The organism is Marinobacter metalliresistant, assembly GCF_038098645.1.
GTDB lineage: Bacteria > Pseudomonadota > Gammaproteobacteria > Pseudomonadales > Oleiphilaceae > Marinobacter > Marinobacter metalliresistant.
Genome location: NZ_CP101118.1, coordinates 413,533 through 429,219, shown reverse-complemented (window position 1 = coordinate 429,219; position 15,687 = coordinate 413,533). Strand labels below are relative to the sequence as shown.

General features: G+C 59.6%; 15 protein-coding genes. 4 read left to right on the top strand and 11 right to left on the bottom strand.

Annotation, left to right across the window (positions count from 1 at the left end; all coding sequences use genetic code 11):
• Window positions 1–16 precede the first annotated feature (16 nt).
• The 11 genes from gorA to gspE form a co-directional block, all read right to left on the bottom strand.
• On the bottom strand, window positions 17–1,378 hold the full coding sequence (gene gorA, locus NLK58_RS02055; RefSeq protein WP_341581932.1) for a glutathione-disulfide reductase: 1,362 nt from the start codon (window positions 1,376–1,378) through the stop codon (window positions 17–19).
• A 25-nt stretch (window positions 1,379–1,403) separates the two neighbouring features.
• A complete protein-coding gene (locus NLK58_RS02050) occupies window positions 1,404–2,075 on the bottom strand; it encodes a GNAT family N-acetyltransferase (RefSeq protein ID WP_341581931.1) in 672 nt (223 codons plus the stop codon).
• 54 nt (window positions 2,076–2,129) lie between these two features.
• Entirely contained in the window at window positions 2,130–2,660 is a 531-nt protein-coding gene (locus NLK58_RS02045) for a type II secretion system protein M (RefSeq protein ID WP_341581930.1), read from the bottom strand.
• A gap of 4 nt (window positions 2,661–2,664) precedes the next feature.
• Entirely contained in the window at window positions 2,665–3,969 is a 1,305-nt protein-coding gene (gene gspL, locus NLK58_RS02040; RefSeq protein ID WP_341581929.1) for a type II secretion system protein GspL, read from the bottom strand.
• A 2-nt stretch (window positions 3,970–3,971) separates the two neighbouring features.
• Entirely contained in the window at window positions 3,972–4,979 is a 1,008-nt protein-coding gene (gene gspK, locus NLK58_RS02035; RefSeq protein WP_341581928.1) for a type II secretion system minor pseudopilin GspK, read from the bottom strand.
• 6 nt (window positions 4,980–4,985) lie between these two features.
• Window positions 4,986–5,753, bottom strand: coding sequence for a type II secretion system minor pseudopilin GspJ (gene gspJ, locus NLK58_RS02030; RefSeq protein WP_341581927.1), 768 nt, complete (start codon window positions 5,751–5,753; stop codon window positions 4,986–4,988).
• A complete protein-coding gene (gene gspI, locus NLK58_RS02025; protein ID WP_341581926.1) occupies window positions 5,750–6,121 on the bottom strand; it encodes a type II secretion system minor pseudopilin GspI in 372 nt (123 codons plus the stop codon). Before gspI ends, gspJ begins: the two co-directional genes overlap by 4 nt.
• Window positions 6,118–6,648 (bottom strand): type II secretion system minor pseudopilin GspH, encoded by a 531-nt coding sequence (gene gspH, locus NLK58_RS02020; protein WP_341581925.1) that lies wholly within the window; start codon window positions 6,646–6,648, stop codon window positions 6,118–6,120. Before gspH ends, gspI begins: the two co-directional genes overlap by 4 nt.
• Before the next feature lie 6 nt (window positions 6,649–6,654).
• Window positions 6,655–7,107 carry a type II secretion system major pseudopilin GspG gene (gspG, locus tag NLK58_RS02015; RefSeq protein ID WP_341582758.1) on the bottom strand — a complete coding sequence of 151 codons (453 nt, stop codon included), beginning with the start codon at window positions 7,105–7,107 and terminating at the stop codon, window positions 6,655–6,657.
• Window positions 7,108–7,175: 68 nt separating this feature from the next.
• Window positions 7,176–8,387: a type II secretion system inner membrane protein GspF gene (gene gspF / locus NLK58_RS02010; RefSeq protein ID WP_341581924.1), complete on the bottom strand. Its 1,212-nt coding sequence runs from the start codon at window positions 8,385–8,387 to the stop codon at window positions 7,176–7,178.
• Window positions 8,388–8,390: 3 nt separating this feature from the next.
• On the bottom strand, window positions 8,391–9,899 hold the full coding sequence (gene gspE, locus NLK58_RS02005) for a type II secretion system ATPase GspE (RefSeq protein WP_341581923.1): 1,509 nt from the start codon (window positions 9,897–9,899) through the stop codon (window positions 8,391–8,393).
• 165 nt (window positions 9,900–10,064) lie between these two features.
• Here gspE and NLK58_RS02000 point away from each other — a divergent pair, with 165 nt between their 5' ends.
• The 4 genes from NLK58_RS02000 (at window position 10,065) to NLK58_RS01985 (ending at window position 15,664) form a co-directional block, all read left to right on the top strand.
• Window positions 10,065–10,715: a type II secretion system protein N gene (locus NLK58_RS02000; protein ID WP_341581922.1), complete on the top strand. Its 651-nt coding sequence runs from the start codon at window positions 10,065–10,067 to the stop codon at window positions 10,713–10,715.
• A gap of 188 nt (window positions 10,716–10,903) precedes the next feature.
• A complete protein-coding gene (locus tag NLK58_RS01995) occupies window positions 10,904–12,508 on the top strand; it encodes an FAD-binding oxidoreductase (protein WP_341581921.1) in 1,605 nt (534 codons plus the stop codon).
• An 8-nt stretch (window positions 12,509–12,516) separates the two neighbouring features.
• Window positions 12,517–14,115 carry a glycerol-3-phosphate dehydrogenase/oxidase gene (locus NLK58_RS01990; RefSeq protein ID WP_341581920.1) on the top strand — a complete coding sequence of 533 codons (1,599 nt, stop codon included), beginning with the start codon at window positions 12,517–12,519 and terminating at the stop codon, window positions 14,113–14,115.
• Complete coding sequence (locus NLK58_RS01985) at window positions 14,105–15,664, top strand: FGGY-family carbohydrate kinase (RefSeq protein ID WP_341581919.1); 1,560 nt, start codon at window positions 14,105–14,107, stop codon at window positions 15,662–15,664. Before NLK58_RS01990 ends, NLK58_RS01985 begins: the two co-directional genes overlap by 11 nt.
• Window positions 15,665–15,687 lie beyond the last annotated feature (23 nt).

Genomic DNA, 15,687 nt, shown 5'->3' with positions numbered 1-15,687 from the left:
GTGATTCAGGGCTGATTCAGGCCACCGGCTCTCTCATGGTGACGAACTCTTCCGCCGATGTCGGGTGAATACCCAGCGTGGAATCAAACTGCGCCTTGGTGGCACCGGCCTTGATGGCCACGGCGAGGCCCTGGGTTATCTCGCCGGCATCCGGCCCGACCATATGGGCGCCCAACACCCGGTCGGTTTCATCGTCCACCACCAGTTTCATCAGGCTGCGTTCATCCCGTCCGCTGAGGGTGTATTTCATTGGCCGGAATTCGGAGCGATAAATCCGCAGGCGATGTCCTGCTTCGCGGGCCTCCTCCTCGGTCAGGCCAACCGTACCGATGCTGGGCTGACAGAACACAGCGGTGGGTATGGCGGAATAATCCATGTCGCCCTGGCCGTCACCGAACAGTCGTCTGGCCAGCACCATGCCTTGCGCCAGGGCCACAGGCGTGAGCTGCGGAGTGCCAATCACGTCACCCAGTGCCGTGATTGAGGGGACGGCGGTCTGGAAATGATCATCCACAACCACATGCCCGGACGCACTCAGCTGGACGCCCAGATCTGTCAGCCCCAACCCGTCGACCAGAGCCCGCCGGCCTGTTGCAGCCATCACCAGGCCGGTTTCCATGACCTCTCCGTTACTGAGCTGCACCCGGTAATGGGCATTTTCAGCGTCAACCGATTCGATCGTTACGCCAAACTGGAGGTTGACGCCCTTCTTGCGCATTTCCTGTTCCGTGAACCGACGGACATCGCCATCAAATCCTCTCAGGAACAGGTCACCACGATACAACAGCGTGGTCTCAACGCCCAGACCGGCCAGAATGCCGGCAAACTCAACGGCAATGTAACCACCTCCCCAGACGACCGCCTGTTTTGGCAGTTGCGGCAGGTAGAACATCTCGTTGGAGGTAAGAATGCACTCTTTACCCGGTATGTCCGGAATCACCGGCCAGCTGCCGGTGGCCACGGTAATGTGTTTCGACGTATATGACTTGTCGCCGACCACAACCGTATGGGCATCGGACACAGTGGCGGTGCCTTCGATAATTGTAACCCCGGCATTCTCAAGCAGCCGGCCGTAAATGCCGTTCAGGCGCTCAATTTCGGCGTTCTTGTTGGCGACCAGCTTGGGCCAGTCAAAACGGACGTCATCCAGCGGGACCTGCCAGCCATAACCGGCCCCGTCTTCCAGCTCATCGTGAACGTGGGCACCGTATACAAACAGTTTCTTGGGCACGCACCCCACGTTGACACAGGTGCCTCCCAGGTACCGTGATTCCACCACGGCAACGCGGGCGCCTCGTTGCGCCGACATACGGGCAAGTCGAACACCGCCAGAGCCGGCTCCGATAACAATCAGATCAAAATCCTGCTGGTCAGACACAGTTTCTCCCGTTAACAATTAAAAATCAGGTACGGCCTGGCACGGCCGTTTTGCTTTCCGGATGCACTTCCCGGAACAGAACGTGATCCTCGAAATCTCCGAGCCGGATCTTGCCCAGGCTTCGGAAACCTTCCGATTCGTAAAATGGCAGATAACGGTTGTTACCAGTATCCAGTACCAGCCCGCTGCCCTGCGGATTTTCTGCGCAGAGCTTCTCAACCGTTTTCAGCAACAGCCGGCCATAGCCCCGGTTCTGATACTTGGGATTCACCCCCATCAACGGCAGCTGGTGGGCCTGGGGCTGTGGCAACAGGTTGCGGATTTTCTCATGGTAATCGAGATAACGGCGCGTCGATGCGAAACCGGTGGTCAGCACCATACGGATACGCCAGCTGATCTGGTCCGCCAGATTCATCCGGAGCTCCGGATCACCGATGAAAGCCACTGCAACGAGGGTATCGTCGACCATAACCCCGATGGCGTCCTGATCGAGCTCAAAATACAGATCAATCAGTTCGCGTACGGTGGCCCTGACCCGCTGATCGTACCCCGGCCGGCGATGATCAAACAGATACTGGAATGTCGGTTCATTCCGGTAAGCATGGAAAAGTATGGATCTGGCTTCATTGCACGCACTCTCGTCCAGGCGAACAATGGCTGGCTCGGATTTATTCTTGTTGTCGCTGCCGTTACTCATCACTTTCCTCTCCCGCGTCATTCCGGGCACCGGCCCGGAATCTGTTTTTCAGAATCAGATGGTCAGTGTGAAACGAGCGGAAACCCGCCCCGGTTCACTGGCCCTGTCCACGGCGGCCTGATCAACCATCACGCCATGGTTCGTATTCAGATTCTCAAGCCACGCCGCAACCTCTGCAAACGGTGCGTTCTCCAGCCAGACGCGAATAGCGCCCTCGCCGCCGGGCTCAAACCGCTGCAGTGACAACCCCGCTTCGCCAGCGGAACGGGTCACCAGAGCCATCAGGGCTCGACCGTCTTCCGGCTTGTCTGCGGCGGCCGATGCGGTGCCCCCACCGGAATTGCCCAGGCGCTGGATCGTCTGTTCATTCGCCTGCATCCAGGCCAGCAGCTCGGCAGCATTATCCCGGGCGCTCAACGACTGGTCATGGAACTCCGCCGATGGGCGCCAGACAGCAAAGTACAGAATGCCGATAAAGACTGCGATCGCGAGCACGATCAGAGCCTGCTGGTCACGCCTCGGTAACTGGTCGTATTGTGCAATCAGTTTGCCCACCACCGGCTGATCCTCGATTCTGGAAAGCATACCCTTAACCTCCGGATACAGTCAGGCGGCCGCGGGCACCGCTGGATTCGTTCACCACCGAACCAATCCGGGCCTCAAGGCCCTGACTCGCCAGACCATTGCGCAAGGCACTCAGGCGATCGTAGCTATCCGCCCGCACATCCACGATCAGTTCCCCCCGGGAGCGGCTGTAGTTCACCGAATTGAAATTGACCGACTGGGTCCCCGGCAAGCGCGCATACTGCTGGCCGGTGTATTTCATCAGAGTGATAAAGTCCACCTCCGGACCACTGGCGCCGGCAACCCGGAGCTGCCCCTCAATGACACGCCTGACATTACCGGCATGGGTTCGACGATCAGCGGGAAAGGCATCGCGGTAGATCGCCATAGCGTCATTTCTCAGCGCTTCGGCCTGGTTCTGATAATAGAATCCCATGCCCGCCTGCAACGCTACCTGAATGACAAACCAGACCGCGGCAACCGCAATCAGCGGTTTCCAGGGCTTCAGCGGACTCGTTTTGCCGGACGTTGTCGAAAACATGCCCTGGCACAGATTGACCGGCTCACACATATGGTGATGATGGGCGTAGGCCAGCAATTCAAGTGGCATGAGCTCGAGGACTTCTTTCTTGAGCACAAGGCGGCCGGAAGCATTCAGCTTACCAATGCCCGATTGCTGAAGTTCAAATTCCTCCTCGGTGCCATAGAGGGTTACGGGTATTTCCGCAACCACTTCGTCTGCGGAGGGTGCGGCGAGGGTGTGAACAAACATGCCAAGATTGGCCGACTGCATGCTCAGCCACTCACCCCGCTCGCTGACCATCATCGCGGTATCGCCATCCAGACAGACGGACCAGCCGCCAGCGGTACGTGGTAGCACAGAGGCATCCGGATAGATTGCGTCCAGACGCACCAGCTCCCAGCCACTGAGCAGAGTCACCCACTGCGCCATGCGTTCGCGGTCAATCGCGGCTACCCGGTAGCCGTGATCGCTATGGCTACCCAGCGCCAGGTGAACGGAATCAATATCCTGGGCGATCTGCTCCTCAACGGCGTAGGGCAACGCCTGGCGGATGAAGCGGCTTTGTTTGGCCGGAATATCGGCAAGGCAATACAGTGCCTCGTCGCCGGGAATCAGGCCAATCAGCAAAACGTTGTCCAGGGCGTTCTGGCCCAGAGTCTGTTCAATGCTATCGCGGCTGTCTCCGGTTCCACGGGCCTGGGTATCGCCACTGGCGTCGTGCAGCACCCAACTGAACATCTGGGCACCGGGATTCTGGTCAGCGTCCGCAAAAGGCGGTATCGGGCGGACGTAAAGGCGATAAGACATGGTTATCCTTCTGAAATGGTAAAAGGCTCTTTGGTGATTCGGTTTTTCTGTCCGGTATCCCTGTGAACCGTCCGGACCTCCCCTTCCGGGGTCCGGTACACGGTACTGACCATATTAACGACACGGTTATCGTAGGTAATCCTCGAAGCAACTTCAAAAAAACGGGTCCGCAAACCCAGGCCCGCAGACTTGAGCCCGAGGCCGGCAAACTCCGGCAGCGCCAGGAAGTCCTGCAGGTTCTCGAAGGGTTCTTCTTCCCGCTTCTCTAGAATAGACGCAGCCTGGGCGTCCGTCAGTTCTTCATGCAGCGAGCGAATCACCATCGCGGTGGCGGTATTCACGTTAACGCCAGCCCCGGACACCGGAAGTGCCACGACGTGGGGCCTGAGGGCCTGATAGATTTCCTCGGTCATGCCGTCGATCAGCCGCAGCTCGGTCACGCTGGTAAAGGGCTGATTGCCGGCACGGTAGCCCGGATCGGCCATCAGATACTGGCCGTCCTCGGCACCGTAGGCAGTCACCGTCTGGTCATTCGGATCAATCCAGTCGACCAGGGCGTCTACCGACACGGCGGTAATTCCCAACGCCGCAAAAAGCCGGACAAAACGGTCTCGTGTCAACGCGTCAACCTGGCCGTTTCCGCCAACCAGATCGTTCAGGTTCAGGCGCCCGCCCAGATCGTCGATCTGCACTTCGGCCACGCCGTTGTCATCCAATGGCAAAACAGCGGCGTTGGCGGCCCAGAATTCATCCAGGCTGTCGACCATCAGGCTGTCTTCCTTGTCTTCTTCGAAATCCCTGCTCAGAATCTGCCGGGCAAAGACCTCAGCACCCAGGGCAATGCTCTGCCCCTGTTGTTGAGCCAGGTAATGACCCGCCCTGAAAACCCGGATGCTCTGCTGCTGGGTCATCCCTGAGGCAAGCATGACCACCAGAGCCATGGCAAGAAGCACCATGATCAGCGCTACGCCATGCTGGCCCTTGCCCGGAAAACCGGAGATTCGCTGCATGACCTGTCAGCCCCCCTGCCCGGGAACGCCGGCGCTGCCGCCAGCCTGCTCTCGCGTGGTTTGTTCTTCAGACTCATTGCCCGCCTGATTGGCCTGGTTGATGGCACCCTGGGCAACCGCCGGATCAAAGTCCGGCAAAACAAAGGTCCTGACTATTGTTCCGAAGCGCTCATGCTCAAGGGTAATCTCGATCCCGAGGGGCAGCGTTATATCCGGACGGCTTCCAGGGGTTAACCCGGCCACCGCTTCATCAGTGGGCCATTGCGGTTGCCAGCTACGATTCGCATCGAGAAACCGGACCTCCAGGCGGTTAACACGCTCAAGCAGTAACACATCGCGGCTGTCTTCCTCCTGGCCCTGATCCACCATCGGCCAGTAGCGCCGACGCAATTCGCTGCCGGTGTATTCCCACGCAACCCGCTGGAGCCCGCTGCGCCGGATACCCAACGGGTTCCGCCAGCCTTGCCGGGTCAGTAGCAGGGCAAACTCATCTTCTCGGCTGGACAGCGCCGGCTTGAAATCGCCATAGATATCGCGGGCGGGCCTGTTTACCACTTGCAGAATATCTCGCTCCAAAAGAAGCATGGCCTTCTGGAGGCCATCGAACTGTTCCGCCAGTTCGTTGACCCGGTCACGGGAACTGACCACGCTGCTTATCACCTGCCATACTCCCAGCCCGATCACCGCGGTGATGGTGACGGCAATCAACACCTCCAGCAGAGTGAAGCCGCCCTCTGATCGCGAGACAGACTGAGCGTGCGCCCGCATCATCATTCCCCTACAAACGCAGAGAGGGTGTGTATTGGCACCGGCGCGGCGCCATCATCCCGGTATCGGGCGACGGTCACTTCGACGCGGCGCATCCTGGCTTCTGCGGTCGCCAGAACCGCCGTTGTCACCTGCCAGCGGTAAGGCCCGTAATCGGTATCCCGGGAGGTTTCGGAAATACCCGGGAGGGTTTCCTGCAGACGGATCTGGTTGATCCGGTTATCCGCCAGCCAGCTGGCCAGCGTTTTATCCCGGATCCGTTCATAACTGGAGATATACTGGCTTCCAACTTCGGCCGCGGCGGTCGCAATGAGGCCGAAAACAAGCAGCGCGATCAGCACTTCGATCAGCGTAAAGCCGTTCTGAGTCCTCACCTGCTGCTCCCGTCATCGCCCGGTTTACGCCATTCCATCGGCGACACACCATCAGATGCCAGCACCTGCTTGTAATCCGACCCGCTACCGATGGTAAATTCCAGCTCGAAAGGCGTGGTCTCGCCACTGGAAAAAAACACCACGTCCGGCAGCAGACGATCCTCCGCCGAGGCCAGCCTCGGCGCATCGCTTTCAATGAACCGGGTAACGGCCAGCCACTCCGGCAGGCTGCGGGCACGAAACAGACGCTCTCCAGATGCGTTCCAGTCGCCCGTCTGGTCCTGGAACGCGACAAACTGATAGCCGCCCTCTTCCAGCCGAAGCCCCAGCTCCAGATTATTAAGAACGGCCTGCTCCGAAGCCGTCTGCATCAACAGGTACAGTTCGCTGACTTCGTTCTCCAGTTCACGCTGCTGGGAACTTCCGCCCATGGTAAACACGGCGAGTGACGCCAGCAGCCCGACAACCACCAGGACAACCAGTATTTCAATCAGGGTAAAACCGGTAGGCGGGGCTCTGAGTTGCACAATGGTTCAGCCCTTGGTGTTCCAGACACTGATATCCGCAGCGTTGCTGTCACCGCCTGGTTGCCCGTCGGAGCCATAGGAATACAGATCGTAGGGACCTTCGGTACCCGGGCTCACATACTGGTACTGGGCACCCCAGGGATCTTCCGGAACGCTCTTGAGGTACCCGTCGGGGTTCCAGTTTTTCGGTTCCGGGCTGCCACTGGGCTTCGACACCAGTGCTTCCAGGCCCTGTTGGGTGGAGGGGTAATGACTGTTATCCAGGCGGTAAAGATCCAGTGCGTTGGCGATATTGCTTAATTGGGTTTCCGCAACCGTCACTTTTGCCTGTTCGCTGCGCCCCATGATATTCGGGGCAACGATGGCCACCAGCAGGCCAAGGATGACCATAACCACCATGATCTCGATCAGGGTAAAGCCCTGGCTGTGCTTCGGTGTATTCAGGTTCTTGATCGTCATTGTTTCACTCGTCATTGACTTGGATTTCCATTCGGTTCGGGCCTGTCTCCTGACAACCCGGCGCGGCTTTAACCCACGAGATTACTCATGTTCAGTATCGGCAGCATAATCGCCAGAACGATAATCAGCACCACCACACCCATCACCAACAGCATCATGGGTTCAAACAAACCCACAATGGCGGCGATTTTCGATTGCAGGGTGTTTTCCTGCATTCGTGCCGTGCGTTCAAGCATGCTGTCGAGTTCGCCACTGGCCTCCCCGCTGGCAATCATATGCAGCATCATGGGCGGAAAGTACCCGGTCTGGTCCAGTGAGCGATGCAATGAGCCCCCCTCGCTGACCTTTCGGGCGGCGTCCCGGAGTTCCTGGCGCAGGAAGTCGTTCGAGAGCACCTCGCCGGCAATACGCATGGCCTCCACCAGCGGCACGCCACTGGTCGTAAGAATGCTCAATGTACTGGCATAACGGGCTGTATTTACCCCGCGCACCATCCCGGAAAGCAGCGGCAAATGCAGCAAACGCTTGTGAAAGCGCATTCTGAACCCGGGCTTGGTCAGGAAATACCGGAACACCATCAACGCGCCCACCAGCAAGATAAAAAGGTAGACACCGTAATCCGCCAGAAATTCCGACACCGCCAGCATCGCCATGGTGAGCGTTGGCAGTTCCTGCCCCTGTCTCAGGAACACGTCAATGATATCCGGCACCACATAGGTCAACAGGAAAACCACGATCGCGATGGCAACAATGCTGAGAATGATGGGATAAATCGCCGCCAGCTGAATTTTCTGGCGAGCTTCCTGGCGGCTCTCGGTGTAATCGGCCAGCCGGTTCAGCACCAGATCCAGGTGGCCGGCATGCTCGCCCGCAGCAACGGTGGACCGGTAAAGTCTTGGAAAGGCTTTCGGAAACTCGCCGAGACTGTCTGCAAGCGTATAACCCTCCATAACCTTGGCGCGGATCGCAATCAGCATGCTGCGAATGCGGGGCTTGGTTGATTGCTGCGATGCCGCCGACAGGGCCTGCTCAATGGGAATACCCGACTGAATCAGTGTGGCCAACTGGCGGGTGACCAATGCCAGGTCCGCCGCAGCAAGAGAGCCGCGACTACTCAGCGGATTGCTGCGGGTCTGCTTTTCAACTGCCGGTTCCACGGCCAGAGGGGTCAGCCCCTTGTCCCGGAGTTGCTGGCGAACCACCCTCGGTGCATCGGCCTCAACCACACCGCGCTTCTGTTTGCCCCGGGCATCAAGTGCCCTGTATTCGTATGCGGGCATGGTTTACCGGCCCCGGTGAGTGACGCGAAGCACTTCTTCCACCGTGGTGACACCGTCCAGTATCTTCTGCACCCCGTCGGCATGAATGCTGGGGCCGTGCTGGCGGGCAACCCGTTCAAGGTCCAGTTCCCCGGCGCGCTTGTGGATCAGGGAACCGATTTCCTCGGAGATTTCCACCACTTCATAGATACCGATACGGCCACGATACCCAAGGTGGTTGCAATGGGAGCACCCCTTCGCCCGGTAAATGGTTGGTGGATTGGCCGGATCCTGCTGCAGGAATTCGCAATGCTCCTCAGTGGGCGTGTAGGGCTCCCGGCATTCCTTGCACAGCACCCGCACAAGGCGCTGGGCGACGATCCCCACCAGACTTGAAGATATGAGGAATGGCTCTATGCCCATGTCCATCAGACGCGTAATGGCACCAACAGCCGTGTTCGTGTGCAAAGTGGAAAGCACCAGGTGCCCTGTCAGACTGGCCTGAACTGCAATTTCCGCGGTCTCCAGATCCCGGATCTCACCGATCATCACCACATCGGGATCCTGCCGGAGAATGGCGCGCAAGCCGCGGGCGAACGTCATGTCCACTTTGGTATTGACCTGGGTCTGGCCGATACCGGGCAGGTTGTATTCGATCGGATCCTCAACGGTGAGGATGTTCCGGCTGCGATCGTTGATTTCCTGAAGGGCCGCGTAAAGCGTGGTGGATTTACCGGAACCCGTCGGGCCGGTTGCCAGCAGGATACCATAGGGCCGGTAGATCAGTTTGCGAAGCACTTTCAGATCCGGATCGGCCATCCCCAAAGACTCCAGCCGTATGGCCCCTGCCTGCTTGTCCAGCAGTCGCAGAACCACCCGTTCACCGCTCGAAGAGGGCATCGTCGAGACCCGGATATCCACCTCACGCCCGGCCACCCGCAGGGCAATACGGCCATCCTGGGGCACCCGTTTCTCAGCAATATCCAGCTTTGCCATGACCTTGATCCGGGACACCAGCAGCGGAGCCAGCGCCCGCTTGGGCTCGACCACTTCCCGCAACACACCGTCCACCCGGAAACGAACCACAAGCCGCTTTTCGTAGGTTTCAATGTGCACGTCCGAGGCGCTGGTTTTCACCGCTTCGGTCAGGATCGCGTTGATCAGGCGAATGATCGGCGCATCGTCTTCCTGCTCCAGAAGATCCTCGGTTTCCGGCACGGAGTCAGCCAGTGACGCCAGGTCCATGTCATCGCCAATGCCCTCGACCATCTGCATCGCTTCGGCTGAATCATTCTGGTAGGCAGAGTTAAGGGCCTGATCGAACCGGTCTGGATCGATCGAGGCAAAGCGGGCGCGGCCGCCGCTGATCCGATTGGCTTCCGCCAGCGCGGAATGGGACGCCCCGGGACGAACCAGAATGACCGGCTCGCCCGCATCCGAACGGGTCAGGATCACCCCGTTGCGCTTGGCAAACGTAAAGGGAAGACGGCCCAGCGGAGCATCCTGCGGCTGAAGTTCAGTGTCTGTGGTCAAGGTCGTCCTCGTTCGTGAAACCCTTTTCGATTCAATCAATTCAGAAAGGCTACCACAGGATATGGAGCCGCTGAATAACTCTGTACACTATACTGCCAATAAAACGTTGCAGTCTGATAACCTGTGGGCTTTTCGCGGCCCACAAACTTGCATTCAGGATGATCGATGCTCCTAAACAACGAACGGCTTCCCCTGATCCTCACGCTTCTGGCAGGGGCTGCCATGGTGGCCCTGACAGCGTGGCAGGGCTACCGTTTCTGGCAGATGGAAAGCCTGCAAGGTGATTATGGCACTGCACAGCCGCGGGTTTCCGAGTCCGCTCCGGCCCGGGAGCCGCCCGGTGTTGACCTCTCTTCCCTGGACCTGTTCGGGGCGGCCACCGGGGACAGCACATCGACGGAGATTGATACCGAAAACCTGCCGGAAACCAACCTTCGGCTATTCCTGCGCGGCGTTCTGGCCGCGGACGGCGATTTTCCCGGCAGCGCACTGATCGAAGACGACAAGAGCAAGACCGAAGCCTACCTGGTGGGCGATCAACTGCCCGGCAATGCGAAGCTTCGGTCGGTTCACCCAAACCGCGTAATCATTGAACGCGCCGGTAAGCTTGAGAACCTGTATTTCCCAGAGTCGGAGGATCGCGAAGGGATGTCATTCACCGCAGATCGTGAGGCCGAACCGGTCAACGCCGTCCAGCCTGCGGCTTCGGTCACAACCTCCATAGCGCCAGCCACCGCCGCGAGCGATGATCAGCGCCGGGAGGAAATCCGCCGGCGCCTTGAGCAGCTCAGGGAACGCCTGCGGAACAATAACTGAGGCCCCTATATACCGGCATAACTGCGATACCTGCATACCTGCGCTGTGGCTGCCAGTTTCCGCCGTGGGTGCCTTTGAGTTCCGCTGGCGGTAAATGACAGCGTCCCTGGCGCCAACCGACACCTGCGCCTGGCGCAAAGCCTATAGAATGCGCTCACATTCGTTTTAAATCCGGGAGAAAGAGAAAGATGCGACGCTGGAACGGCTGGGGCGATGAGACCTTCAATCTGGCAATGCCGGAACAGGGCCATGACTTTCTGGCCAGCAAGATCGGGAACGGCCGTCCGCTGGCCGACACAACCCTGGAGTCGGCTTGTGCCAGGGTGCCGGAAACCCGACTGCATCCCGGGCCTGACCTGGAGGCCCTGATCGATACCGCGCCGGAAACGCGGGTTCGGCACGCCCGGGGCCAAAGCCTTGCTGACTGGCTTGCCATGCGCAGCGGCGATTTTGGCGTGTTCCCTGATGGCGTCGCCTATCCGGCATCGAACGAAGATGTCCGGAAACTGCTTGCCTGGGCGGCGGAGCAGCAGATCAACGTGATTCCCTACGGTGGCGGCACCAGCGTAGCCGGGCATATCAATCCGGTCGACAACGGCAAGCCCGTGCTGACCGTGGATATGGGCAGAATGAACCGCCTGCTGGATCTGGACCCGGACAGCCAGATTGCCACCTTTGGAGCAGGCACCCCCGGTCCACTTGTGGAATCCCAGCTTCGGGCCCACGGCTATACCCTTGGCCATTTTCCGCAGTCCTTTGAACTGTCCACCATCGGGGGCTGGGTGGCTTCCCGCTCCAGTGGCCAGCAGTCCCTGCGTTATGGCCGAATTGAGCAACTCTTTGCCGGCGGCCGGGTTGAGACCCTGCAAGGCACCCTTACCCTGCCCACCATCCCGGCCTCGAGCGCCGGCCCGGATATCCGCGAGATGGTATTGGGCTCCGAGGGTCGGATCGGCCTCATTACCGAGGTTAAGGTGCGGGTAACCCGGCTACCTGAACACGAGAGCTTCCACGTTGTCTTCTTTCCGGACTGGGAGCGTGCCCGCACTGCAAGCCGAATGCTGGTCCAGAATCGAACCCAGCTGTCCATGCTGCGCCTCAGTAACGCCGTGGAGACCGAAACGCAACTCGCCCTTGCCGGTCACCCCCGGCTGATCGGCACCCTGGAACGCTTCCTCTCGCTCCGCGGCGCCGGAACCGGCAAATGCATGATGACGTTCGGAGTCACCGGAAGCCGGCGCCAATGCCGGAATACCCTGCAGGAGGCCCGCAGCGTCTGCAAGGCTCACAAAGGGGTCTACACCGGCACCCGGCTTGGTGATAAGTGGGCCGCCAAACGGTTTACCATGCCCTACCTCCGGGAGGCGCTCTGGCAGATGGGCTATGCTGTCGACACGCTGGAAACCGCAACCGACTGGGACAATGTCGATAACCTGCTGGGGCTTATCGAGACCAACCTTCGGGAAGGGTTGGCGGATAAACAGGAAAACACCCACGTGTTTACCCACCTGTCCCATTTTTACAGTCAGGGCTGCAGCATCTACACCACTTACGTCTTCCGGGTAGGCGACAGTTACGAACAAACCCTCGCTCGCTGGCAAAGGCTCAAGACAAGCACCTCCGAACTGATTGTGAACAACCGGGGCACCATCAGCCATCAGCACGGTGTTGGCAAAGACCATGCGCCCTACCTGCCAGTGGAGAAAGGCGAGCTGGGTATGCTGGCGATCCGTTCCCTGTGCCACACCTTTGACCCGGACGCCCTTCTCAATCCGAAGACCCTGGTGGAGTGAGACGAATCATGACGCGGGCTGAGACTCTTAAAGCGCTGACAACCGACAACGCCGGGTTCGATGTGGTTGTGATTGGCGGCGGCATCACCGGGGCCGGCGTTGCCAGAGAAGCGGCGGGCAGCGGTCTGCGCACCCTGCTGGTTGAACAGAAAGACTTTTCCTGGGGCACTTCCAGCCGTTCCTCAAAGATGGTTCACGGAGGACTGAGGTACCTGGGCAGCGGGCACTATGGTCTGACCCGGGACGCCGTCCGTGAGCGCGAACGATTGATGGCGGAAGCACCGGGGCTTATCGGCCCACTGCGATTCATCATGCCTCACTTCAAAGGCCAGTTTCCCGGGCCGCGCCTGTTCCAGCTGCTGCTCCGGGCTTACGACTTCATCGCTCACTCTCCAAGCCGGCACTTTCTGAGCCCGGCCCAATCAGAGCTGTGGGTTCCCGGACTAACCACCGAAAATCTGGCAGGGGCCAGCGGCTTCACCGACGCCGTTACCGACGATTCCAGGCTGGTACAACGGCTGATTGCAGAGGCCCGCAGGGACGGTGCCATCTGCCTGAACTACACACGTGCTCAGGAGGTAAAGCGCAGCCAGGGCAAAGTGTCCGGGCTGGTTATCCAGCCAGAGGAGGAAGACACTCCGATAGAGGTATCCGCCGATCTGGTGATCAATGCAACGGGTGCCTGGGCCGATCGACTCCAGACCGGCGGGAACGCCACCAAGGCCATGACCATCCGCCCCCTTCGCGGCAGCCATCTGGTACTGCCCTGGTCGTGCTTGCCCGTGTCCTGCTCGGTATCGCTGTTTCATCCGCAGGACCGTCGCCCGGTGTTTGCCTTTCCCTGGCAAGGTACAACCGTTCTGGGCACCACCGACCTGGACCATGAGGGCAGCCTGGATCAGGAGCCCGTCATTTCAGAGGCGGAAACCGAGTACCTGCTTCAGATCGCTTCTCGCCTGTTCCCGGCCACTCCCATCTCCCGATCCAACATACTCTCAACCTGGGCCGGAGTGCGGCCCGTGGTCACGGATGGCACCGGCAAAGCACCGTCAAAGGAAAACCGCGAACACTCGGTTCGACAAGACCGGGGGCTCATCAGCATTGCCGGCGGCAAGCTGACGACGTTCCGTGTGATTGCCCGGGAAGCCCTGAAAATGGGTCTCGGGGAAAGCGCAGGCAGCCTTCTGCGGCCGGGCAGCCAGGCGGTTTTCCAGACTGCACCAAAACTGGCGCGGCCGGAGCAGGTCGGGCATCAGACCTGGCAGAGACTGCAAGGATATTACGGACCCGACCTGAATCAGCTGGTTGCATCGGGCCCCATGGAGCCTGTGGTGCCGGACCGCCATTGGGATTTGCTCTGGGCAGAGCTGCTATGGGCCTGCAAGGCAGAAGATGTTCGGCATCTGGACGATCTGCTGCTGCGAAGAACGCGACTTGGCCTGATTCTGGCCGAGGGTGGCAAGGCGCTGTTGCCGGCGATCAAACTCCGCTGCCAGGCAGCGCTGGGCTGGGATGACCAGCGCTGGGCAGAAGAAGAGACCCGCTACCTCGGTATTTACCAGAGCGCCTATTCCCTGCCCCGGAAGGAATCGCCCAATGCCAGCTGAACCCCTGATCCTGGCCATCGATAATGGCACCCAGAGCATCCGCGCCCTGCTCTTTGACACCAAAGGCAACCTGATTGGTAAAGGCAAACAGGAGATCGAACCCTACTTTTCCAGGCAACCCGGCTGGGCCGAGCAGCATCCGGAATACTTCTGGAAGCAGCTCGGCGAGGCCTGCAGATTACTGTGGCGGACAACCACTGCAATGCCTGACCAGGTGGCTGGCGTTACCGTGACCACTCAACGGGGAACCGTGATCAATCTGGATGAGAACGGCCAACCGCTGCGGCCGGCAATCATCTGGCTGGATCAACGCCACGCACGGGTTGATGGCCCCGTCAAAGGTCCCTGGGGCTGGCTGTTCAAACTGGCCCGCCTTGAAGACACCATCAATCGGTTCCGGGAAAAAACCCAGGCCAGTTGGATTGCCCAGAACGAACCCGAACTCTGGGCCAGAACCCGACATTTCCTGCTGCTTTCCGGATATCTCAACTATCGCCTTACCGGCGAGTTCAAAGACTCAACCGGCAGCCAGGTGGGCTACCTGCCCTTCGATTACAAAAAACACCGCTGGGCTGGTCCCAGGGATTTCAAATGGCAGACCATGCCGGTCACCCCGTCCATGCTGCCGGAACTGGTATCACCCGGTGAAACCCTGGGGTATCTGACTCAGGAGGCCGGCCAGCATCTGGGCCTGAACCGGAAGTTACCGGTCATCGCGGCAGCATCGGATAAAGCCTGCGAGATTCTCGGTTCGGGCGGCCTGACACCGGACATCGGCTGCATGAGTTACGGCACCACCGCTACCATCAATACCACCAGCAAGCGTTACGTAGAGCCCGTCCGGCTGATGCCGCCCTATCCTTCTGCGCTTCCGCGCCACTATTCCACTGAGGTCATGATCTACCGGGGCTTCTGGATGGTGAGCTGGTTCAAGCGGGAATTCGGCCTGCGCGAACAGAAAATCGCGGAACAACGGGGAATCGAACCCGAGACGCTGTTTGATGAACTGGTCAAGGCCGTCCCGCCAGGTTCCATGGGCCTGATGTTGCAACCCTACTGGTCACCGGGCGTGCGCCAACCGGGGCCGGAAGCGAAAGGATCCATTATCGGTTTCGGGGATGTGCACACCCGCTCACACATTTACCGGGCCATACTCGAGGGGCTGGCCTATGCGCTGCGCGAAGGCAAGGAGAAGATCGAAAAACGGAGCGGTGTGAAGATCAAAAAGCTCCGGGTGGCCGGCGGCGGCTCCCAGAGCGATGCCGCCATGCAACTGACGGCCGATGTGTTCGGACTCCCCGCTGAACGCCCCCACACCTATGAAACCTCGGGGCTCGGCGCCGCTATCGACGCGGCTGTGGGCCTCGGGCTTCACCCGGACTTTGACACCGCCGTCGCCGAAATGACCCGGGTCGGGGACGTGTTTTCCCCCAATGAGAAAACCCGGGCTCTCTACCAGAAGCTTTATTCCGAGGTGTACCTGCGCATGTACCCGCAACTTCAGCCGCTATACCGGAAAATCAGGGAGATAACCGGCTACCCGGGCTGATACGGTCTGCAATCCTGGCGGAA

Coding starts and splice junctions, on each gene's coding strand:
- NLK58_RS01995 (WP_341581921.1), top strand. CDS start 10,904: ATGCGACGCTGGAACGGCTGGGGCGATGAGACCTTCAATCTGGCAATG.
- gspJ (WP_341581927.1), bottom strand. CDS start 5,753: ATGATGATGCGGGCGCACGCTCAGTCTGTCTCGCGATCAGAGGGCGGC.
- gspK (WP_341581928.1), bottom strand. CDS start 4,979: ATGCAGCGAATCTCCGGTTTTCCGGGCAAGGGCCAGCATGGCGTAGCG.
- gspG (WP_341582758.1), bottom strand. CDS start 7,107: ATGACGATCAAGAACCTGAATACACCGAAGCACAGCCAGGGCTTTACC.
- NLK58_RS01990 (WP_341581920.1), top strand. CDS start 12,517: ATGACGCGGGCTGAGACTCTTAAAGCGCTGACAACCGACAACGCCGGG.
- NLK58_RS02050 (WP_341581931.1), bottom strand. CDS start 2,075: ATGAGTAACGGCAGCGACAACAAGAATAAATCCGAGCCAGCCATTGTT.
- NLK58_RS01985 (WP_341581919.1), top strand. CDS start 14,105: ATGCCAGCTGAACCCCTGATCCTGGCCATCGATAATGGCACCCAGAGC.
- gspL (WP_341581929.1), bottom strand. CDS start 3,969: ATGTCTTATCGCCTTTACGTCCGCCCGATACCGCCTTTTGCGGACGCT.
- gspF (WP_341581924.1), bottom strand. CDS start 8,387: ATGCCCGCATACGAATACAGGGCACTTGATGCCCGGGGCAAACAGAAG.
- NLK58_RS02000 (WP_341581922.1), top strand. CDS start 10,065: ATGCTCCTAAACAACGAACGGCTTCCCCTGATCCTCACGCTTCTGGCA.
- NLK58_RS02045 (WP_341581930.1), bottom strand. CDS start 2,660: ATGCTTTCCAGAATCGAGGATCAGCCGGTGGTGGGCAAACTGATTGCA.